The sequence below is a fragment of the Streptomyces sp. G5(2025) genome (genome assembly GCF_049542075.1).
GTDB lineage: Bacteria > Actinomycetota > Actinomycetes > Streptomycetales > Streptomycetaceae > Streptomyces.
Map to the genome: position 1 here is coordinate 330,808 of NZ_JBMUZT010000002.1, position 21,545 is coordinate 352,352.

The 21,545-nt window shown below is 71.1% G+C and carries 14 protein-coding genes and 4 pseudogenes; 8 read left to right on the plus strand and 10 right to left on the minus strand.

The window, feature by feature from the left end:
• Positions 1-158: 158 nt before the first annotated feature.
• Positions 159-2,763, plus strand: a pseudogene (gene rph, locus ACOBQB_RS01940) (rifamycin-inactivating phosphotransferase).
• A 48-nt stretch (positions 2,764-2,811) separates the two neighbouring features.
• On the opposite strand, the gene ACOBQB_RS01945 reads toward rph, so the two are convergent.
• Positions 2,812-3,999: an acyl-CoA dehydrogenase family protein gene (locus tag ACOBQB_RS01945; protein WP_423588263.1), complete on the minus strand. Its 1,188-nt coding sequence runs from the start codon at positions 3,997-3,999 to the stop codon at positions 2,812-2,814.
• Positions 4,000-4,505: 506 nt separating this feature from the next.
• Complete coding sequence (locus ACOBQB_RS01950) at positions 4,506-6,005, minus strand: PepSY-associated TM helix domain-containing protein (protein WP_423588265.1); 1,500 nt, start codon at positions 6,003-6,005, stop codon at positions 4,506-4,508.
• A gap of 257 nt (positions 6,006-6,262) precedes the next feature.
• Between ACOBQB_RS01950 and ACOBQB_RS01955 the strand changes: the two genes are divergently transcribed.
• The gene (locus tag ACOBQB_RS01955) at positions 6,263-7,462 is read left to right on the plus strand and encodes a cytochrome P450 (RefSeq protein WP_423588267.1); all 1,200 of its coding nucleotides are present in this window, start codon (positions 6,263-6,265) and stop codon (positions 7,460-7,462) included.
• 52 nt (positions 7,463-7,514) lie between these two features.
• On the opposite strand, the gene pstS is transcribed toward ACOBQB_RS01955, so the two are convergent.
• Both pstS and ACOBQB_RS01965 read right to left on the minus strand, forming a co-directional pair.
• Complete coding sequence (pstS, locus tag ACOBQB_RS01960) at positions 7,515-8,594, minus strand: phosphate ABC transporter substrate-binding protein PstS (protein WP_423588268.1); 1,080 nt, start codon at positions 8,592-8,594, stop codon at positions 7,515-7,517.
• A gap of 315 nt (positions 8,595-8,909) precedes the next feature.
• Positions 8,910-9,083 (minus strand): CsbD family protein, encoded by a 174-nt coding sequence (locus tag ACOBQB_RS01965; protein WP_423588270.1) that lies wholly within the window; start codon positions 9,081-9,083, stop codon positions 8,910-8,912.
• 160 nt (positions 9,084-9,243) lie between these two features.
• Between ACOBQB_RS01965 and ACOBQB_RS01970 the strand changes: the two genes are divergently transcribed.
• The 4 genes and pseudogenes from ACOBQB_RS01970 (at position 9,244) to argG (ending at position 13,224) form a co-directional block, all read left to right on the plus strand.
• Positions 9,244-10,230 (plus strand): AraC family transcriptional regulator, encoded by a 987-nt coding sequence (locus tag ACOBQB_RS01970; protein ID WP_423588271.1) that lies wholly within the window; start codon positions 9,244-9,246, stop codon positions 10,228-10,230.
• A 557-nt stretch (positions 10,231-10,787) separates the two neighbouring features.
• A pseudogene (locus ACOBQB_RS01975) lies at positions 10,788-11,246 on the plus strand (molybdopterin cofactor-binding domain-containing protein); the annotation flags it as partial.
• Positions 11,247-11,436: 190 nt separating this feature from the next.
• Positions 11,437-11,710: pseudogene (locus ACOBQB_RS01980) on the plus strand ((2Fe-2S)-binding protein); the annotation flags it as partial.
• A 65-nt stretch (positions 11,711-11,775) separates the two neighbouring features.
• Positions 11,776-13,224, plus strand: coding sequence for an argininosuccinate synthase (gene argG / locus ACOBQB_RS01985; protein WP_423588273.1), 1,449 nt, complete (start codon positions 11,776-11,778; stop codon positions 13,222-13,224).
• A gap of 156 nt (positions 13,225-13,380) precedes the next feature.
• Here argG and ACOBQB_RS01990 read toward each other — a convergent pair whose 3' ends face one another.
• The 4 genes from ACOBQB_RS01990 to ACOBQB_RS02005 all read right to left on the minus strand — a co-directional run bounded on the left by ACOBQB_RS01990 (position 13,381) and on the right by ACOBQB_RS02005 (position 17,169).
• Positions 13,381-14,133 (minus strand): SDR family oxidoreductase, encoded by a 753-nt coding sequence (locus ACOBQB_RS01990; RefSeq protein WP_423588275.1) that lies wholly within the window; start codon positions 14,131-14,133, stop codon positions 13,381-13,383.
• Positions 14,130-15,350 carry an acyl-CoA dehydrogenase family protein gene (locus tag ACOBQB_RS01995; protein ID WP_423590334.1) on the minus strand — a complete coding sequence of 407 codons (1,221 nt, stop codon included), beginning with the start codon at positions 15,348-15,350 and terminating at the stop codon, positions 14,130-14,132. Before ACOBQB_RS01995 ends, ACOBQB_RS01990 begins: the two co-directional genes overlap by 4 nt.
• Positions 15,351-15,406: 56 nt before the next feature.
• Positions 15,407-15,679 (minus strand): hypothetical protein, encoded by a 273-nt coding sequence (locus ACOBQB_RS02000; RefSeq protein WP_423588277.1) that lies wholly within the window; start codon positions 15,677-15,679, stop codon positions 15,407-15,409.
• 62 nt (positions 15,680-15,741) lie between these two features.
• Positions 15,742-17,169 (minus strand): MFS transporter, encoded by a 1,428-nt coding sequence (locus tag ACOBQB_RS02005; RefSeq protein ID WP_423588279.1) that lies wholly within the window; start codon positions 17,167-17,169, stop codon positions 15,742-15,744.
• 128 nt (positions 17,170-17,297) lie between these two features.
• On the opposite strand from ACOBQB_RS02005, the gene ACOBQB_RS02010 reads away from it, so the two are divergent.
• Together ACOBQB_RS02010 and ACOBQB_RS02015 are read left to right on the plus strand one after the other, a co-directional pair.
• A complete protein-coding gene (locus ACOBQB_RS02010) occupies positions 17,298-18,239 on the plus strand; it encodes an alpha/beta fold hydrolase (protein WP_423588281.1) in 942 nt (313 codons plus the stop codon).
• Positions 18,240-18,293: 54 nt separating this feature from the next.
• On the plus strand, positions 18,294-18,968 hold the full coding sequence (locus tag ACOBQB_RS02015; protein ID WP_423588283.1) for a TetR/AcrR family transcriptional regulator: 675 nt from the start codon (positions 18,294-18,296) through the stop codon (positions 18,966-18,968).
• Here the strand turns inward: ACOBQB_RS02015 and ACOBQB_RS02020 are convergent.
• Positions 18,965-19,915: a LysR family transcriptional regulator gene (locus ACOBQB_RS02020; protein WP_423588285.1), complete on the minus strand. Its 951-nt coding sequence runs from the start codon at positions 19,913-19,915 to the stop codon at positions 18,965-18,967. The genes ACOBQB_RS02015 and ACOBQB_RS02020 overlap by 4 nt on opposite strands.
• Positions 19,916-20,001: 86 nt before the next feature.
• Positions 20,002-21,384: pseudogene (locus tag ACOBQB_RS02025) on the minus strand (alpha-amylase); the annotation flags it as partial.
• Between the last annotated feature and the right edge of the window lie 161 nt (positions 21,385-21,545).

The following is a 21,545-nucleotide window of genomic DNA, read 5'->3' on the forward strand; positions in this document are numbered from 1 at the left end:
CCACTCTCAACTTATAGCGCACCAGGGGGCTTGCGGCAAGGCCCCTGTCGTGCCGCAGAATCATCGGCCGAAGCCACCACCTGCGGAAATGAGGACACGACGTGCCTAGTGCAGTGCCAGCGCGAGGGAACACGGCAGTCGGCCCGAGAGGCGTCGCGATGAGCGAGCGGTACGTGATGGACCTCCTGGAGGCCGACGAGACGCGGATCGCGGTGGTCGGCGGCAAGGGCGCGCACCTGGGCGGGCTGTCACGTATCGAGGGCATCCACGTGCCGGACGGCTTCTGCGTGACGACGGACGCCTTCCGGCGGACCATGGCGGACGTACCGTCGCTCGAAGAACGGCTCGACGTGTTGGCGCGCCTCGACCTGGACGACCAGGAGGCGATCCGCGCGCTCAGCGCGGAGATCCGCAGGAGCATCGAAGAGACCCCGTCCCGGACGATCTCGCGGCGGCCGTCACCCGCGCCCTCGCCCGGCTCGGCGAGCAAGAGGCCTACGCCGTACGGTCCAGCGCGACGGCGGAGGACCTGCCGACGGCCTCCTTCGCCGGCCAGCAGGACACCTATCTGAACATCGTGGGGCCGACGGAGATCCTGCGGCACATCAGCCGGTGCTGGGCCTCGCTGTTCACCGAGCGGGCCGTGACCTACCGTCGGCAGGGCGGCATCGATCACCGTGCCGTCCACATGGCGGTGGTCGTGCAGCGGATGGTCTTTCCGCAAGCGGCCGGCATCCTGTTCACGGCCGACCCCGTCACGGGTGACCGGAGAGTCGCCACCGTGGACGCCGGCTTCGGCCTGGGCGAGGCCCTCGTCTCGGGTGTGGTGAACCCGGACGTGTACAAGGTGCGGCACGGCGAAGTCGTCGCCAGGACGATCGCCGCCAAGCGGCTCGCCGTGCAGGCCCTGCCGGGCGGCGGTACGCGCGAAGTGGCCATCGACTCGCGGCGCCGGGAGCAGCCGGCTCTGACGGATGCCCAGGTCGTGGAGCTCGTACGGCTCGGGCGGCGGATCGAGGCGCACTTCGGCCGCCCGCAGGACATCGAATGGTGCCTGGCCGACGACGGCTTCCGCATCGTCCAGAGCCGGCCGATCACGACGCTGTTCCCCGTCCCCGAGGCCGATGACGAGGAGAATCACGTCTACGTCTCCGTCGGCCACCAGCAGATGATGACCGACCCCATGAAGCCGCTGGGGCTCTCCATGTGGCAGCTGACGGCCATGGTGCCGATGCACGCCGCAGGCGGCAGGCTGTTCGTCGACGTCACCCGGCGCCTGGCCTCCCCGCAAGCCGCGCCGCCCTCCTGGACGTCATAGGGAAAGGCGATCCGCTGATCAGGGACGCGCTGGAGACCGTCCTCGACCGCGAGGACTTCGTGCCGTCCCTCCCGGACGAGGGCCCCGCCGGTCCGCCCGCCGGTGGCGCCCCCGCCCCGGTCGCCACCGATCCGGCCCTCGTCACCGAACTGATCGAGCGCAGCCGGACCTCCCTCGCCGCCCTGGAGCGCGACATCCGGGCCCGGACCGGACCGGCGCTCTTCGACTTCCTGCTGGAGGCCTTCGAGGAGCACAAGCGCGTGCTCGGCGACCCGCTGAACATGCGGGTGGTCATGGCGGGGATGGACGCCACGTGGTGGCTCAACGACAAGCTGCGGGAGTGGCTGGGCGAGAAGAACGCCGCCGACACGCTCACGCTGTCCGCCCCCGGCAACGTCACGTCGGAGATGGGACTGGCGCTGCTCGACGTCGCGGATGTGGTCCGTCCGCATCCAGCGGTGGTGGCGTTCCTCCAGGGGGTCGAGGACGACGACTTCCTGGACGACCTGGCGGAGCTGCCGGGCGGCAGCGCGGCACGCGACGCCATCGAGGCCTACCTCGACCGGTACGGCATGCGCTGCGTCGGCGAGATCGACATCACGAGGCCGCGGTGGCGCGAGCACCCCACGGCGCTCGTGCCGGTGATCCTCGACAACGTCAGGAACTTCGAGCCGGGCGCTGCCGAGCGGCGCTTCGAGCGCGGGCGTCAGGAGGCCCTGAGGAAGGAAGAAGACGTCCTGACACGCTTGCGGGCGCTGCCGGACGGGGAACGGAAGGCCGACGAGACCAAACGGATGATCGACCGGGTCCGGACCTTCATCGGGTACCGGGAGTACCCGAAGTACGACATCGTCAGCCGCACCTTCTTCTACAGGCAGGCGCTGCTCGCGGAGGCCGAGCGCCTGGTGGGGGCCGGTGTGCTCGCCGAGAAGGAGGACTCCTTCTACCTCACGTTCCAGGAGCTGCACGAGGTCGTGTGCTCGGGACGGGCGGACGAGCGGATCGAGCGGATCATCCAGGAGCGCAAGGACGCCTTCCAGGCGTATCAGGCGCTCACACCGCCCCGGGTGCTCACATCGGACGGCGAGGCCGTCTCCGGGGCGTACCGGCGTGCGGACGTGCCGGCCGGTGCCCTGGTCGGCCTGCCGGTCTCCGTCGGGACCATCGAGGGCAGGGCCCGCGTCATCCTCGACATGGCGGACGCCGACCTGGAGGCGGGCGACATCCTGGTCACGGCCTACACCGACCCCAGCTGGTCGCCCCTGTTCGTCGCGATCAAGGGCCTGGTGACGGAGGTCGGCGGTCCGATGACCCATGGCGCGGTGATCGCCCGTGAGTACGGCTTGCCGGCCGTCGTGGGGGTGGAGCGGGCCACGCGGCTCATCCGGGACGGGCAGCGGATCCGCGTGCACGGAGCCGAGGGGTACGTCGAGATCCTGTCCTGACCGTCCGGGCCCGGAGGCGGGCCGCGGTCGCCACGGATCAGCGGCGGATCAGCGGCGGACGCGAGGCATTCCCAGGCCGATCCAGGAGATGATCTCGCGCTGGATCTCGTTGTTGCCACCGCCGAAGGTGAAGATCACGGCGGAGCGGTAGCCACGCTCCAGTTCACCGTGGAGGACCGCGCCCGCCGAGCCCTCCTTCAGGGCGCCCGCCGCGCCGACGACCTCCATGAGCCAGGCGTACGCGTCCCGGCGCGCCTCGGAGCCGTAGACCTTGACGGCGGAGGCGTCCTGGGGGGTGAGGGTGCCGTCCTGGACGGCGTTCACCATCCGCCAGTTGAGGAGCTTCATCGCGTCGAGCCGGGTGTGCGTCTTCGCCAGGCACCGGCGGACCCAGGCGAGGTCGATGACGCGGCGGCCGTCGGTGAGCTTGGTGTCCATCGCCCAGCGCTGTACGTCGTGCAGGGCGCGGATGGCCATGGTGCCGTGGGCGGCGAGGGTGACGCGTTCGTGGTTGAGCTGGTTGGTGATCAGGCGCCAGCCCTTGTTCTCCTCACCGACGCGGCGGGAGACGGGGACGCGGATGTTCTCGTAATAGCTGGCGGTGGTGTCGTGGGAGGCGAGGGTGTTGATGAGGGTGCAGGAGTAGCCGGGGTCGCTGGTGGGGACGAGGAGCATGGTGATGCCCTTGTGGAGCGGGACACCTTCCTCGGCGGTGGCGGTGCGGACGGCGAGCCAGACCCAGTCGGCGGTGTCGCCGTTGGTCGTCCAGATCTTCTGACCGTTGACGACATACTCGTCGCCCTCCCTGACCGCCTTGGTCTTGAGCGCGGCGAGGTCGGTGCCGGCGTCGGGTTCGCTGTAGCCGATGGCGAAGTCCAGCTCACCGGAGAGGATCTTCGGCAGGAAGTAGCTCTTCTGTTCCTCCGTGCCGAACCGCATGATCGTGGGGCCGACGGTGTTCAGGGCCATGAGGGGCAGCGGGACGCCGGCCTGCGCGGCCTCGTCGAAGAAGATGAACTGCTCCATGGGCGTGAGCCCCCGCCCGCCGTACTCCTTGGGCCAGCCCACGCCGAGCCAGCCGTCCGCGCCCAGGCGCCGGACGGTCTCGCGGTAGAACCGCTTCTGGGCGGCGGGGTCGGCGTAGCGCCCGTGTACGTTGTCCGGCACCAATTCGGCGAAGTACGCACGCAGTTCGGTACGCAACTGCTGCTGCTCAGGCGTGTATTCGAGGTGCACGGCCCCTCCAGGCTCTGACTGGCTCGCTCGGCCCCGGACTTGACGGCGCACACAGTAGAACGCGTTGCAGAAATAGGGAATGCCGGTGACGCGCGCGAACGCCGCCCGACGGGTCGGCGTCGGTTCTGTCAGCCCTGTTCGTGAGGAAGGCGTCGCACGCCTTCGCGCAGCGCCGACGGGCCTCCGGAGACGCGAGGTCGCGTCCCAGGCCTGCGCGCGGGCGAAGCGGTCCTCCAGGTACCGCCCGAGCTCTTGGTGGCTGCGCTCCTGCGGCTCGCTCGGGGGCGCCGGGGCGGGGTGCGCGCCGCCTGGCGAGTAGCCGGGGCCCGGCGGGCCGAACCGAGCCGGGGGTCCCGGCGGCATGAGGGGAGCCCCGCCGCGACGGGGGAGACACGGCGGGGCCCGTCCTTCGAGTGCCCCCTCCGAAGCCGGTCATACACGTGGAGCGGAATCTCATCGCGGCGAGTCCGGGCGGGTGGCCGGTCGGCCGTCCCCGCCCGGACTCCTCAGGCGTACGTACGCCTCCCCCGCCGGTACGCGACCTCCCCCAGCACGACGTCCACCGCGAGGAACGCCGCCAGCGGAATGCCGAGCAGCGGCACGAAGTAGCCGAGGACCGCGATCGCCGCCATCAGCGGGACCAGGACGTACGCCGGTACGTCCTGCCAGGCGCCGCGCGCCATGGGACGGCCGAACGAGGAGCCCCGGCCGCGCTGCCACCACATGCGGTACCCCCACACGATCAGCAGGATCAGGCCGAGGGCGAGCGCGGCGAGCGCGATCTGGTTGACGAGGCCGAACAGCGAACCGGCGTGCGCGTCGATGCCCCAGCGCGTCAGCTTCGCCAGCACGGGGTAGTCGTCGAACCGCAGGACTTCGGTCACCTGGCCGTTCGCCGGATGAACCGCGACCGAGTCCTGCTTCTCGGGCCAGCTGCGCTGGACCTGCTTGACGACATACGCCGACGACGCGTCGGCGGGCGGGACGATCTCCACCGGATCCGAAAGCCCCTGGCCGCGGGCGGACTTCAGGACCGCGTCGAGACCCACGTCGGCCGCGCGCTCCCCGCTTACGGCATCCGCCGAGCCGCCCGGGCCGCCGGCCGCACCGCCCGCCGCGCCGTGCCCGGAGTGCTCGTCCGCGCCGGCCGCGCCCGGCCCCGCTCCCGGCTCGACGCCCGCCGTCACCGCGGGCGTGGTCTGGCCGATGGCCTCGCGCAGGTCGGCGACGCTCTGGCCCGCGTACGTCGACCAGGTCAGCCCCGTCGCGGACAGGAAGAACAGCCCGGCCGCCGTCCAGGCTCCCACCGCGCCGTGCAGGGACAGCGTGCGGCTCCGGCCTGTCGTGTTCCGCCGCTTCCGCCGCGACCTCCGGCGCCCGAACCACAGGACGAGGCCGCCGCCCGCGATCACCCACAGCCAGCTGCCCGCCAGTTCGCTGTAGAGGCGGCCCGGCTCGCCGAGGTGCAGATCGCGGTGGAGTTCGCTGATCCAGGTGCGCAGCGGCAGCGCGCCGGACGCGCCGTACTGCTCCAGGGCGCCGCGCACCTCGGCCGTGTACGGGTTCACGAAGACGGCGAGCGTGCGGTCGGGGTCGGCGCCCGGCACCCCGGACAGCAGGACCCGGGTGGTGGCGCCCTCCTCCGGTGCGGGCCGGACCGCGCTGACCGTCCCCTCCGGGTGCGCCTTGCGGGCCGCGGCGACCTGCCGCTTCAGCGGCAGTTCGCTCTGGCCGGCCGCCGCCACGGGCACGCGGAGTTCATCGGCGTACACGAACCTCTCCACCTGGTACGAGCACGCGTACAGCAGGCCCGTCGTGGCGGCGACCAGGAGGAACGGCGCGATCAACAGCCCGGCGTAGAAGTGCAGCCGCAGGACCAGCGGACGGAGCGACGCCCAGCCGGGCCGCTTGGCGGCGGGCCGGGTCTCCGAGGCGTGCGGCGGCTTCGAAGGTTCGGCTGGCTCCCGCCCTTCGCCTTCGGCGAGGACGGTGGGTTCGGCGGACATGAGGCGTACTCCAGGTTCGATGGACCGTTGCCCGGCTGCGACCGGACCGGTCCAGGAGTCGGCCCGCGCCCCGGCCGAGTTCCCGCCGCCCCCTGTGACCTGCACCACCTGGACCTCCTGGCACCACCTGCCACCACCTGGCACCCCCTGAGCCCCCATGGTGCCACTCAGCGCCATCTTGAGCCAGAGTGGCTCGCACTGGCGCCACGGGTGTGCCATGCTGGCGTCCGTCGGCTTCCCGCATCGGAGGACACGCCATGCCGCACGATCTGTCGAACGACCCGTTACGCCTGCCCACCGCCCGCCAGGAGGGCTGTCCCTTCGACCCGCCCAAGGAGTTGGCGCGGCTGCGCGAGGAACAGCCGCTCACCCGGCTGCGCTTCCCCGACGGGCACCTCGGGTGGCTGGCCACCAGCCATTCCGTGGTCCGCGCGGTCCTGGGCGACCCTCGCTTCAGCTCGCGCTACGAACTGATGCACCTGCCGTACGAGTCCGAGTTCTCAGGACAGCTCGGGCCCGCGCCGGTCGGCGATCTCACCGGGCTCGACGCCCCCGAGCACACCCGCTACCGGCGGCTGCTCACCGGCAAGTTCACCGTGCGCCGCATGCGGCTGCTCACCGAACGCGTCGAGCAGATCACCGCCGACCACCTCGACGCCATGGAGCGCCGGGGGCCGACGCTCGACCTGGTCAAGGCGTACGCGCAGCCCATCCCGACGCTGATGATCTGTGAGCTGCTCGGAGTGCCGTACGCCGACCGGGAGTTCTTCCGGCGGCAGACCGAGACGCTCATGACGCAGGGCACGAGCGAGGCGGAGCTCCTGGCCGCCATGACGGCCGGCCAGGAGTACCTGCACCAGCTGGTCCTCGCCAAGCGGGCCGAGCCCACCGACGATCTGCTGAGCGACCTCACCGGTACCGACCTGAGCGACGAGGAACTCGCCGGGATCGGCCACTTCCTGCTGGGCGCGGGCCTGGACACCACCGCCAACATGATCGCGTACGGCACCTTCGCGCTGCTGAGCCACCCGGACCAGCTCGCCGCCCTGCGGGACGATCCGGGCCTCGCCGAGTCGGCCGTCGAGGAGCTGATGCGCTATCTGACCATCGCGCAGACGGGGGCGCGGACGGCGCTGGAGGACGTCGAGCTGGCCGGCCAGTCGGTCAAGGCGGGCGAGACGGTCGTCGTCTCCATGGAGGCCGCCGACCGCGACCCGGCGCGCTTCCCCGACCCCGACACCCTCGACGTGCGCCGCAAGGCCACCGGCCACCTCGGGTTCGGCCACGGCATCCACCAGTGCCTCGGCCAGCAACTGGCCCGCATCGAACTTCGGGTCGCGCTGCCCGCGCTGGTCAGCCGCTTCCCGACGCTGCGGCTCGCCGCCGCGCCCGAGGACATTCCGCTGCGGACCGGCATGAACATCTACGGGGTGCACTCGCTGCCCGTCGCCTGGTAGGAGACGCCGCAGCGTGCCGCTCCCCGGCCGGGAGCGGTATGTCGGGCACCGGTCAGGACAGCGTGCGGATCACCTCGCGCACCTGACCGGCGACGGATTCCGGCAGCGGCGCGTAGCTCAGCCGGGACAGCGGCTCCTGTCCCGCCTTGCTCGCGGTGTAGGCCAGGAACGACTTGAGCGCGGGCAGGGTCGCCTTCTGGTTGCCCTTGTCGCACACGATCTCGTAGGTGACCTGGACGATCGGGTACGCGCCCGGCGTCGAGGCGCCGTAGCGGAACTTCAGCGTCATGTCCTTGCCCCGGCCCACGACCCGCGCCGCCGCGATGCCGGCCGACGCCGTCGTGGGCGTCGGCTCGACCGGGGCCGACGCGCCCGTGTCGACGCTGACGGTCTTTATGTGCCGGGCCCGCGCGAAGGACAGCTCGAAGTAGCCGATCGCGCCGAAGCCCGAGGTGACCTCCGAGGCGACACCGCTGGAGCCGCTCGCGGACGCGCCGCCCCTGCCCTGCCACGCCTTGCCCACCGGGTGCTGCCAGACCTCGGGGGCCGCGCCCGCGAGATACGCCTGGAAGTTCTGTGTGGTGCCGGAGTCGTCGGAGCGGTGGACGGGGCGGACGGGCATGGAGGGCAGTTCGGCCCCGGGGTTGAGCCGCTGGATCTCCCGGTCGTCCCAGGACGTGATCCGCCGGTCGAAGATCTTGGCGAGGGTCGGGGCGTCGAGCACCAGGTCCTCGACGCCGGGCAGGTCGTAGCCGATCGCGATGGGTCCGCCGACCATGGGCAGGTCGATGGCGCGGCCACCCTCGCAGACGTCCTTGGACCGGGCGACCTCATCGGGCTTCAACGCGCTGTCGGAACCGCCGAACGCGGTGGCGCCCCGGAGGAACTGCGCACCACCGGCCCCGGAACCGATCGGGTTGTACGCGATCCGAACGCCGGGGCAGGCGCGTTGGTACTGCTTGATCCAGTACTTCATCGCGTTCTGCTGGGCGCTCGATCCCGTGCCGGGAACCTTGCCGCTCTTCGCGCAGTCGATCCCGGGGAGGGCGGCGGGCGCGACGGAGGCGTGGTCGTCCCCGTCCCCCTCCCCGAGACCCGCGAACCCGCATCCCGCCAGGGCCAGCGACAGCACGGCCGCCAGTGAGCCCGCCGCGAATGTTCTCCTGGCTTGGTACGTACGTCCTGGACGTCGGCGTTGCAACGTTGACCCCTCGGGATACCGCGATCGGACCTCAGATGCTCGTCGATCGACGCCGACGGCGGGTGACGTCGGGGCGAACATCGGGCGACGTACTTCCGTACGGAGATCAAGTGGTAGCCGCCTGGCGGCATACGGTGACCAGGCGCTGGACGGTTGGCCTCGCACGCGGCTTGCGCCGGTGCACGGGCAGGGCCCCGGCGACGTCGCGGCAGACGTCCCCGGGGCCCTCGCACACCGCCCGATGCGCTAGCGCTTGCCGATGTCCTTGGTCTTCTCCTTGGCCTGGCGCGCGTCGCCCTTCATCCGGTCGGTGCGGCCTTCGGCGGTCAGGCGCTCATTGCCCGTGGCGCGGCCCGCGGCTTCCTTGGCAGCGCCCTTGGCCTGCTCGGTCTTCGCCTTGGCCTTCTCGTCGGCGGTCATGTCCGCTCACGCTCCCTTGGCATCGACGACATCATGTTCTGATCTTCGTGTGACCGCTCATCGCCCGCCCAAACGTCCCGGACACGCGCGCAAGGCGGTGCCATCATGAATGGCGGCTCCAGTCGGCGGCCGCCGGGTTGGCACGAGAGGGAGCAGGACCGTGGCTGCAGAACGGGCGGGGCGGGCGGAGTTCAGTCGCTTTGTCACGCGGGACCTGGACGAGGCACGCACCGCGCTCTCGCAGGCGTTCTGCGATCTGCGCCTCAGTGTGACGGGACCGCCGCGGGACTTCCGCACCAGCATGAACTTGGCCGAGCTGGGAACGCTGGCGGTCGGCGAGACGGGGCTCGGCACCGCCGTGAACTTCCGCGCGGCCGAGCTGGGTTCGTATCTCGTCGCCTGGACCCGCACCGGCAGCTTCGACCTGCGCCAGGGCCGGTCGGTGAGGACCCACGTCACTCCCCAGCGGGCCGCCGTGTACGACCCCACGGCCGACAACTTCGTCGACATCCGGTCGGCCGAGTGCCGCATCATCTCCGTGAACATCGACATGATGGCTCTTCACCGCCAGTTGGAGGCCCTCCTCGGCCGGCCCGTGCACCGGCCCCTGCGACTGGCCCCGACGCTCGACGTCTCGCGCGGGCCGGGCCGCAGCTGGGCGCAGCTGGCCCAGTGGGTCCTGCGGGAGAAGGACGTGGCGCACGGGCTGTTACGGCAGCCGATCTTCGCGAGGCAGTTCGAACAGACGCTCCTGGAGGGGCTGTTGCTCGCCACCGACCACCCCTACCGGGCGTTGCTGGACGAGCCCGCGCCCATGACGCGGCCCGCCGCGGTGAAGCGGGTCATGGACGTCGTGCAGGAGCGCCCCGCCGAGCCCTACGACGCGGCCCGGCTCGCCGAGATCGCCCAGGTCGGCCTGCGCACCCTGCAGGAGGCGTTCCGCAAGAATCTCGGCATGTCCCCCATGGCGTACGTCCAGGAGGTCAGGCTGCAACGGGTGCGGCAGCACCTGCGCGTCGCGGATCCCGGCACGGTCACCGTCACGGAAGTGGCCTACCAGTGGGGGTTCGCGCACCTGGGCCGGTTCGCTCGGCGCTATCGCGCCCGGTTCGGCGAATCCCCGTCGCAGACACTGCGGGCCCGATGAGCGCACGCCACGCGGCGTCGGGCGGATTCCCGCGTTTTGTGGACAGCGCCGCGCGGTGCGGAGCGCCCCGGCGTACGGCGGCACCGTACCTTCGCTTCGACCGCTGCCGAGGGGCGGGTACACCGGAGATGAACGGCGTCGGCGTCGCTCATCTCCCGTGATCGGCTCCCTCGGCGGCGGGCTCCGGCGACCGCACACCGACTTCCGGTCACGCAAGGGCGTTTACGCCTTCGTGTGCGGCTTCGTGCCCGCCCCAGCGCATCCGGCACGCCACACTGGTCTCCCCCGTCATTGGTCTCCCCGTCATTGGTCTCCCCCGTCCCGGTTCTGGAAGGACCCACACATGGCGGAGCCCAGTCCCTCGGTCGAACAACCGGAACCACCGGCACCCTCCGGCGCCCCTGGCCCAGACCGCGGTCCCGACCGCGGCGCCGACCACCGCGGTCCCGATCCCGGCCGGACGGAGAGTGCTCGCGTATCTGCTCGCCGCCCCCACCCTCGCCGTCGGTGTCCGCTTCGGCGCCGACGCGGCCGGCGGGCAGGAGGCCGTGGCGGCCATGCCGTCCCCTCCCCAGCCCGAGAACCTCTTCGACCTCGGCGATCTGCAGAACCTGGCGGCAGCGCCCACGTCCGGCCTGATCACGGTGCGGGTCCACACGGACGGCACCGCCTCGTTCGCGGTGCCCCGCGCCGAGGTGGGCCAGGGCATGACCACCGCGATCGCCATGATGATCGCCGAGGAGATGGACCTGCCGTTGGAGAACGTGCGGGTCTCCCTCGCCGACGCGCGGCCGGAGTTGCTGATGAACCAGTTCACCGGCGGTTCCAACTCGATGCGCAGTATGTACCTCCCGGTTCGCACGGCCGCCGCCGTCGCCCGGCAGCAGCTGGTCGCGACCGCCGCCGGGCAGTGGGGTGTCGACGCCTCCCGGCTCACCGTCGAGGACGGGGTGATCCGGCACGGGGCGCGCAGCGCCACGTACGGCTCGCTCGCCGAGAAGGCCGCCCGTACGAAGGTCAGGGTGGCCGGCGCGCGGCTGAAGTCCCGCCAGGACTTCACGGTGCTCGGCACGCCCCGCAACCGCGTCGACGCCCTGGAGATCGTCACCGGTCGCAAGAAGTTCGGTATGGACCACGACATACCCGACGCGAAGCCCACCATGGTGCGCCGCCCGCCGACGATCAACGGCACGGTGAAGGCGGTGCGACGAGATCACGACGATCGAGGGGCTGCCCGCCACCGTCGGCAAGGACCTGCACCCGATGCAGGAGGCCTGGCTGGAGCTGGACGTCGCGCAGTGCGGTTACTGCCAGGCCGGGCCAGATCATGACCGCCGTCGCCAAGGCCCGGCGGGCCGCCGCCGAGGGCCGTGAGATAGCGGAACGCGACCTGGACGAGATCCGCAACATCTGCCGCTGCGGTACCTACAACCGGATCCGGGAGGCGATCAGGGCGGGTGCGAAGAACATTGACGACTAGTACACGGGGTGATACGGCCTGCGGGGCGGCTTGCATGGTCATGCGTCATCATGCATACTCTTCCTATGTCCAAGGTCCTCACCTCCCTCCCCACCGGCGAGCGCGTCGGCATCGCCTTCTCCGGCGGCCTCGACACCTCCGTCGCCGTCGCCTGGATGCGCGACAAGGGCGCCGTCCCCTGCACGTACACCGCCGACATCGGCCAGTACGACGAGCCCGACATCGCGTCCGTGCCCGGCCGTGCCTCCGCGTACGGCGCCGAGATCACCCGTCTCGTCGACTGCCGTGCCGCGCTGGTCGAGGAAGGGCTCGCGGCGCTGGCCTGCGGCGCGTTCCACATCAAGTCGGGCGGCCGTCCGTACTTCAACACCACGCCGCTGGGGCGTGCCGTGACCGGCACCCTCCTGGTCCGGGCGATGCTTGAGGACGGCGTGCAGATCTGGGGCGACGGCTCCACGTTCAAGGGCAACGACATCGAGCGGTTCTACCGCTACGGCCTCCTCGCCAACCCGCACCTGCGGATCTACAAGCCCTGGCTGGACGCGGACTTCGTGACGGAGCTCGGCGGCCGCAAGGAGATGTCCGAGTGGCTGCTGGCGCACGGGCTGCCCTACCGGGACTCGACGGAGAAGGCGTACTCCACGGACGCCAACATCTGGGGTGCCACGCACGAGGCGAAGACCCTGGAGCACCTCGACACCGGCGTCGAGACCGTCGACCCGATCATGGGCGTGCGGTTCTGGGACCCGTCGGTGGAGATCGACACCGAGGACGTGACGGTCGGCTTCGACCAGGGCCGTCCCGTGACGATCAACGGCAAGGAGTTCGCCTCCGCGGTCGACCTCGTCATGGAGGCCAACGCGATCGGCGGCCGGCACGGCCTCGGCATGTCCGACCAGATCGAGAACCGGGTCATCGAGGCCAAGAGCCGCGGGATCTACGAGGCGCCCGGCATGGCCCTCCTGCACATCACCTACGAACGCCTGGTCAACGCCATCCACAACGAGGACACGGTGGCCGCGTACCACAACGAGGGCCGGCGGCTGGGCCGCCTCCTCTACGAGGGCCGCTGGCTGGACCCCCAGGCCCTGATGGTGCGCGAGTCGCTCCAGCGCTGGGTCGGCGCGGCGATCACCGGCGAGGTGACGCTGCGGTTGCGGCGCGGCGAGGACTACTCCGTCCTCGACACGCGGGGCCCGGCGCTCAGCTACCACCCGGACAAGCTCTCCATGGAGCGGACCGAGGACTCGGCGTTCGGCCCGGTGGACCGGATCGGCCAGCTCACCATGCGCAACCTCGACATCGCGGACTCGCGCGCACGCCTTGAGCAGTACGTGGGTCTCGGCCTGGTCGGCACCGCCCACCCGACGCCGATCGGCGCCGCGCAGGCGGCCTCGACGGGCCTGATCGGCGCCATGGACGCGGGCGGCGCCCAGGCGATCGCCTCCCGCGGCGAGACCACGGAGGAAGAATCGATGCTGGACCGCGCCGCGATGGAGTCCGGCACGGACTGACACCGGTTCGGTTGGTTCGGCGGTTCGACTGGTTCGATTGATTCGGGTGGCAGGTGCCGTGGGTGCGTGCGCGGCGCGGTGGGTTCGGCACCGCAGTGCCGGCCGTCACCCCGCTCACCGTCTGGCGGCAGGGGGCGGCCGCGCGGGTGGCTGCTGTCACAGGGGGCCGGAGCCGAGGAGTTGGCCTCCGTCGATGACGAGGGTCTCCCCGGTGATCCAGCGAGCGCCGTCCCCGGCGAGAAACGCCACGGCCTCCCCCAGGTCCTCGGGCTCCCCGATGCGGCCCAGCGGGGTGGCCGCGGCGACCCGCGCCTCGTTCTCCTGCCAGAGCGCCTCGGCGAGGCGGGTCCGTACGACGCCGGGGGCGATGGCGTTGACGCGGACCTTCGGGCCCAGTTCCAGGGCGAGTTGCTTGGTGAGGTGGATGAGCGCGGCCTTGGAGACGTGGTAGACGCCGACGTCCTGGGCGACCGTGAAGCCGCCGATCGAGGCGGTGTTGACGACCGACCCGCCGTGCTCCCCCATCCACGCCTTCACCGCGAGGGAGGTCCACAGGATCGGCGCCCACAGGTTGACGTCCATGGTCTTGGCGAACCGGGCGTGGTCCTGGTCGATGACGGGGCCGTACGCGGGGTTCGTACCGGCGTTGTTGACGAGGACGTCGAGCCGTCCGTGCGTGTCCAGGGTGAAGTCCACACAGGCGCGGGCCGCGTCCTCGTCCGTGGCGTGGGCGCCGAATCCGGTGACCCCGTCGCCCAGTCGGGCCGCCGCCTCGTCGGCGCGCTCCTGGCTGCGCGAGGTGACCACCACGCGTGCGCCACGGTCGCGCAGGGCGGCCGCGGCCGCGAGGCCGATGCCGCGCGAGGCGCCCGTGACGACGGCGACCCTGCCGTCGAGCGGACCGCTCACCGCGCGGTCCGCTCGGCCTCGCGGCGGCGCAGCTCCCGCAGCGCGATGGTGCGCTTGTGCACCTCGTCGGGGCCGTCCGCGAGGCGCAGGGTGCGCAGGTGGGCGTACATGCTCGCGAGCGGGAAGTCGTCGGAGACACCGGCGCCGCCATGGACCTGGATCGCCCGGTCGATGACCTTGAGGGCCACCTCGGGCGCGGCGACCTTGATGGCGGCGATCTCCGTGCGGGCCTGCTTGTTGCCGACGGTATCCATGAGGTGGGCGGCCTTGAGGGTCAGGAGCCTCGCCATGTCGATCTCGATGCGCGCCTCGGCGATCCAGTCCTGGATGTTGGCGCGGTCGGACAGGGGCATGCCGAACGTCGTGCGGGACTGGGCCCGGTCGATCATCAGGTCCAGGGCGCGCTCGGCCATGCCGATCGAGCGCATGCAGTGGTGGATGCGGCCGGGGCCGAGGCGGGCCTGGCTGATCATGAAACCGTCGCCCTCGCCCGCGAGCAGGGCGGTGCGTGGGACACGTACGTCCTCGAAGAGCACCTCCGCGTGGCCCTCGCGGTCCTGATAGCCGAAGACGGGCAGGCCGCGCAGGACGGTGACGCCCGGGGTGTCGAGAGGGACCACCATCATGCTCTGCTGACGGTGGCTCGGCCCGTCCGGGTCGGTCTTGCCCATGACAATGAGCACCCGGCAGTTCTTGTGCAGGGCGTTTGAGGTCCACCACTTGCGGCCGTTCAGGACGTAGTCGTCGCCGTCGCGCACCATCCGCATCTCGATGTTGCGGGCGTCGGAGCTGGCGACGGCCGGTTCGGTCATCGCGAACGCGGAGGCGATCTCCCCGGCGAGCAGCGGCTTCAGCCACTTCTCCTTGTGCTCCTCGGTGCCGAAGAGGGTGAGGACCTCCATGTTGCCGGTGTCCGGGGCGTTGCAGTTGGTGGCCTCGGGCGCGAGGTGCGCGCTGCGGCCCATGATCTCGGCGAGCGGCGCGTACTCCAGGTTGGTAAGGCCCGGGCCCCACTCGGGGTGCGGGTGGAAGAGGTTCCACAGGCCCTGTTTCCTCGCCTCGGCCTTGAGCTCTTCGAGGACCGGCGGATGGAAGTGCGGATCACCGGACTCCGTCATCTGCCTCTCGTACACCGCCTCGGCGGGGTAGATGTGCTCGTCCATGAAGGCGAGCAGTTGCTCCTGGTACTCCTTGCCCCTGTCGGTGACGTAGAACATGAGTCCTCCCACGGTCCTGGTCCTGGTCCTGATCCTGGTGCTGGTGCTGGTGCTGGTCATGAGCTCCGAACGTCCCGGGCGTCCCGCCCGGCGGTGGGCGCGAGGAGTCGCGCCGCGAAGCCGTCCTCGAACTCCCGCTCGCCGATGCGCCCTTCTTCGTGGGCGACGAGCAGCGCGTCGCTCTCCGCGTCCCCGGAGAGGAGCCGCAGCGGCAGCCGCGGGTCCTCGCCCAGCTCCGCGCCGAGTCCGTCGAAGGCCGCGACCACGCTGGTGGTCAGCACTCCGCCGAAGTCGAACAGGACCGCGCTGCGGGTACGTTCCCGGCTCATCGCACCGCCCCCTCCACTCACTCCACTCGGCACCGTCACCGTATTTGAATCCGGATTCAGGTTCAAGAGGCGGTTCGGCCGCGTCGCCGTCGCGCGGGGTCGCGCACGAGCCCCGGCACCGCGTGCGGATCCTGCCGCACCGACGCCGGGTTCGTCTCGCGCAGCGCCCACGCGCAGCCGAAGGTGAGCAGGCCCATGGCGGCGACGAACACCGAGACCCAGGTCGTCCCGCCGGTGCCGCCGATGATCGCGGTCATGATCAGCGGGGTGCCACCGCTGAGGGTCAGGGCGGAGAGCTGGTAGGCGAGCGAGGCACCGGAGTAGCGCACGTGCGGCTCGAACAGCTCACCGATGTACGCGGCGATCGGCCCGTACGTCAGCGACTGCCCGATGCCGCCGATGATCACGGCGACGCCGAGCAGCGCCAGCGACCCGGTGTTCACCAGCCAGAAGTAGGGGAACGCCCACACCACGATCAGCGCGGCGCCGATCAGGATCATGGGGCGGCGGCCCACCCGGTCGGAGATCCAGCCGGACGCCAGCACGAAGACGGCGCCGAGCGCGGTGACCGGCAGCGTGACCAGGAGGATGGAGTCACGGTCGAGGCCGAGGTCGTCGGCGGCGTAGCTGACGACGCCCGCGATGCTGATGTAGAAGAGGCAGTTCGTGCCGGCCAGCATCCCCGCGGCGAGCAGGACGGTGCGCCAGGCCGAGCGGATCACCTCGACCACCGGCGCCTTGGCGACCTTCGCCCCCTCGCTCTCCGCCGTCCGCGCGGCCAGGCGGCGGAAGTCCGGCGAGTCCTCGACGCGCCGCTGGACGTACATGACGACGGGCAGCAGCACGCCGCTGGCGAGGAACGGTATGCGCCAGCCCCAGCTCAGGAACGCGTCGTCGGAGGCGAGGCGGCTCGCGAGCAGGAAGGCGCCGTTGCCGAGGAAGACGCCGAGCGAGACGCCCATCTGGCCGTACGTGCCGACGTACCCCTTGCGTTTCGGCGACGCCGACTCCGTGAGCAGCAGGACGATGCCGCCCCACTGCGCCCCGCACGCGAGGCCCTGGACGAAGCGCAGCAGCACCAGGAGCACCGGGGCGAGGGCCCCCATGACGCCCGCCCCCGGCAGGCAGCCGATCAGGAAGGTGCCCGCCCCCATCAGCGACAGGGAGGCGACGACCATGGCCTTGCGTCCGTACCGGTCACCGAGGTGGCCCGCGACCACGCCGCCGATCGGACGGGCCAGGAAGCCCGCCCAGAAGGTGCTGAACGACAGCAGCGTGCCGGTCAGCGCGGTGGAGTCGGGGAAGAAGACGTGCGGGAACACGAGCGCGGCGGCGGTCCCGTAGAGAAAGAAGTCGTACCACTCGATGGAGCTGCCGATGAGGCCCGCCGCCAGCAGTCTGCCGGAGGCGCGGTTGTCGCCACGGCCCGGGGAGGCCCGCCCTTCTCGCGTGCCGAGTTCCTCGTGCGGTTCTGCCGTGGACGATGTCACGTGATCGCTCCTCGTCGTCGGAGCCACCCTGTATATTTGAACCCAACGTCAAGTTCAATACTTTGAACACGCCCTCTGCCTGCGCGAGTTCCTCGCGAAGGTGCCTGCGGATCCCAGGAGTTCTGCCCATGACGACACATGTGCCGGTCAGCGAGTGGGAGCGCGTCGAGGCGCGCCGGATCTCGACGGGCGGTGTCACGCTGCGCGTTTTCGACCACGGTGACGAGCGGCCGGGCAGGCCCCCGGTCGTGCTCTGTCACGGCTTCCCGGAGCTGGCGTTCTCCTGGCGGCACCAGGTCTTCGCGCTGGCGGGCGCCGGCCACCGGGTCCTGGTGCCCGACATGCGTGGCTACGGAGGGAGTGCACGCCCCGCCGGCATCGAGGCGTACGACATCCTGACGCTCTGCGCGGACCTCGCCGGGGTGCTCGACCACGTGGGCGCGGACGACGCCGTCTTCGTGGGGCACGACTGGGGCGCGAACGTGGTGTGGAACATGGCGCTGGAGCACCCCGAGCGGGTGCGGGCGGTGGCGGGGATGAGCGTGCCCGTGACGCCGCGGGCGCCCGCGCCGCCCCTGCCGATCCTGCGCTCACGCCTGGGGGACGACTTCTACATGGTGTGGTTCCAGGAGCCGGGCGTCGCGGACCGCGCGCTGAGCCGCAATGTGCGCAGGACCCTGGTGACCAGGGAGATCTACTCCGCCGAGTGGGCGGCCCGCCCCGACGAGCAGTTGCCGCCCCCGCGGTGGCTGAGTGAAGAGGAACTCGCCTACTACGTCCACATGTTCGAGGAGACCGGGTTCACCGGCGGCCTCAACTACTACCGCAACCTGGACCGCAACTGGGCGCTCACCGAGCACCTGGAGGGCCGCGTCATCGCGCAGCCCTCGCTCTTCGTCACCGGCTCCAAGGACCCTGTCGCACGGTTCATGCCGGCGGACGGCCTCGGCCGGATGCTCACCGACCAGCGCGGGCACGTCGTCCTCGACGGCGGTGGTCACTGGATCCAGCAGGAGCGGGCCGAGGACGTGAACGCCGCTCTGCTCGGCTTCCTCTCCGCGGTCGGCTGATAGCATCCGCTGCCACCGGTTATGACACGTTCGAACGACAGTGAATGGATCGCAGTGGCTGCCCAGGCCCCGGCCGCGGACGGCGGCCAGAAGCAACCGATCACGCCACGCAGCGCGCGCGGTGTCCGTACCCGCAACGCGCTGATCGCCGCCGCCCGTGCGGTCTTCGAACGCGACGGCTATCTGGACGCCCGGATCACGGACATCTCCAAGGCGGCTCAGGTCGCCTCGGGGTCGTTCTACACGTACTTCAACAGCAAGGAAGAGATCTTCCAGGCGCTCGTCGAGCAGGTACAGGAGGAGATGCTCCACCCGCATCTGCGCGAGCGCACCGGCATCACCGACACCCGCGAACTCATCGACGCCTCCAACCGCGAGTACCTGCGCGCGTACAAGAAGAACGCGCGCCTGATGGCGCTGTTCGAGCAGGTCGCGCAGATCGACGAGCAGTTCATGGCGCTGCGCATCGAGCGCGGCAACGCCTTCGCGCGGCGCAACGCCAAGCTGATCCGCGCCCTCCAGGAGAACGGCGAGGCCGACACGAGCCTCGATCCGCTGGTGACCGCGCACGCCCTGTCCGTGATGGTGAGCCGCATGGCCTACATGGTGTTCGTGCTGGGCCAGCGCATCCCGTACGAGCGGCTGGTCACGACGCTCAACAAGATCTGGGAGAACGGTCTGCGGCTCACGGACCCCGAGCGCCCCGAGCGGATGACCGAAGGGTCCTAGCAGTCCCGCGAGGCCGCCAGCAGGTGGTCCCGGACCAGGGCGACGTGCGGGTTGTCCGAGGAGCCGGGCCGCTGCACGAGGTAGCCGGTGTTGATGGGCGGGTCCTCCGGGTCGTTCAGCAGGACCAGGGTCCCCGAGGCCAGCTCGTCCAGGCACAGGTAGCGGGGCAGCACGCTGAATCCGGCGCCGCCCGCCACGGCCGCCTTGACCGCGCGCAGGTCGGGCATGGTGACGGCGGGCTCGCACACCAGACGCTTGCCGAAGACGTGGCGCCAGTAGCGGCGGACGATCGGCACGTCCTCGGCGTACGCCACCAGGGGCACGCCCCGCAGCGCGGCGGGACCGAGTTCGGTGAGCCGCTCGGCCCCGCCGATGCGCTCCGCCCATGAAGCCGCCGTGACCAGCACGAACTCCTCGTCGGCGAGAGGCACCCAGGTCAGCGCCCGGCCACGGGGGCGGGCCGTGGCGACCACCAGGTCGTGGCGGCCGGTGCGCAGCTCGTCCAGGAGGTCGTCCGTCAGGCCCGTGGTGATCCGCAGCCGCACACCCCGCTCCACGAGCGGCGCGAGGCCGGGCAGCACGCAGTGGGAGAGGAACTCCGCGGGGCCCGCCAGGTGGACGGGCTCCGTCGCGCCGTGGCCGCCGTGGCCCGCGACCTCGGCCAGGGCGTCCAAGGGCTCGACGATCCGCGACGCCAGTTCGTCCGCGAAGGGCGCGGGGGCGGCGCCGCGCGGCAGCCGCTCGAACAGCTCCCGGTCCAGCTGCCGCTCCAGGGAGCGGATCTGCGCGGTGACCGTGGGCTGCGACAGGCCCAGGATGCGGGCGGCGGCCGTGAAGGACCCCGAGCGGTAGACGGCGAGGAAGGTGCGCAGCTGGTTGAGATCCAGCGACGCGGCCCCGTGCTGCGGTGCGGCCGCCTCTGCCCCGCCGGCCTCTGACTTTCCCATACGGGTGAGCCTAAGGCGGCGGGGCGCCCGGAGCAGCCGCACCCGTGGTGGTCCACCTCCACACGGGGGCGGACCGGTCAGGCCTTGCAGGTCCTCGCTCCCACGTGCAGGGCGACCGCCGTGTTGTGGCCGAGCGTGGCGGTGAACCGTCCGGAGGAGTCGACCGTGACGCGCCTGCCGGACTGGACGTCGCAGTAGCCGCCCGCGGGCAGCGAGGTCTGGAAGGTGCGGGTCAGCGCGGAGCCCTCATGGTTGATCGCGACGTACGCCTTGTCGCCGCGGCCGAAGGCGATCTGGTTGCCGCCGTTGTCCCACCAGTCCGTGACGGCCTGGCCGCGCGCGGTGTTGCGGAGGGCGACCATGCCCGAGATCTCACGCCAGGCGTGCTGGCACTTCCAGCCGTCGGAGTAACAGGCCTTCACCGTACCGCCGTTGGGCGGTCCGGCGTCGCGGTCGGAGAACTCGTAACCGGAGTGGACGTCGGGCGCGCCGTAGGGCCAGGCGAGCATGAAGACGTTGGCCAGGGTGTAGTTGGCGCCGTCCTTGTAGCTGAGGGTGTCGCCGCCGCGCTCGGTGTCGTGGTTGTCGACGAAGACGGCGGACTTCCCGGAGGGCAGATAGCCCCAGCCCTCGCCGTAGTTCTTGAGGTAGGCGAGCTTCTCGGCGGTGAAGACACGCTTGAGGTCGCGGGCGTAGCGGAACTCCTGGACGTCTCCGGTGCCGACGTACTCGCTCGGGGAGACCGCCTCGCCCCCGCCGTAGATGGCCTCCTGCTTCCAGTACACGCCCGGGTCGCCGAGCCGTGCCTTGATGGCGGCGAGGTCGGCCGCCGGCATGTGCTTGGCGGCGTCGATGCGGAAGCCGTCGACGCCGAGCGAGCGGAGGTCGTCGAGGTAGGCGGCGACGCGGCCGCGCACGTAGCCCTCGCCGGTGTCCAGGTCGGCGAGGCCGACGAGTTCGCAGTTCTGTACGTTGCCCCGGTTGCCGTAGTCGTTGATCGGCGACCGGCAGTCGTCCATGTCGGCGCCCGAGTAGGTGCCGGGGTAGTCGTACTTCGTGTAGGCCGAGCCGCCCGTGCCGGTGCCGGAGCCCGCCGACATGTGGTTGATCACGGCGTCCGCGACCACCTTGACGCCCGCGGCGTGACAGGTGCCGACCATGCGCTTGAAGGCCGCCCGGTCACCGAGGCGCCCGGCGATCTTGTAGCTGACGGGCTGGTACGAGGTCCACCACTGGCCGCCCTGGATGTGCTCCTGAGGCGGTGACACCTGCACGAACCCGTAACCGGCCGGGCCGAGTTGGTTCTCGCACGCCGTGGCGACCGAGTCGAAGCGCCACTCGAAGAGGACGGCGGTGACGTCCTTGCCGCCGGGCGGGGACGCCTCGGCCTCGGGTGCCGCCGTCGCGAAGAGGCTCCCGAGCACACCGGCCGTCAGGGCGAGTGTGACGGCAAGGGATCTGCGGGCTATGTGCGTCGGGCCTTTCACGGGGCCTCCAGTGGGGGGACGGCGGAACGGGGGGAACGGGCGGAGCGGGGGGCGAGCCGGGCTCGCTCGGAGGGTGCTTGCAGAAAACTTGCCGGTTGAATCTGCAAGAACTTGCGATCGGGACCGTAAGCGGCTTCAAACGC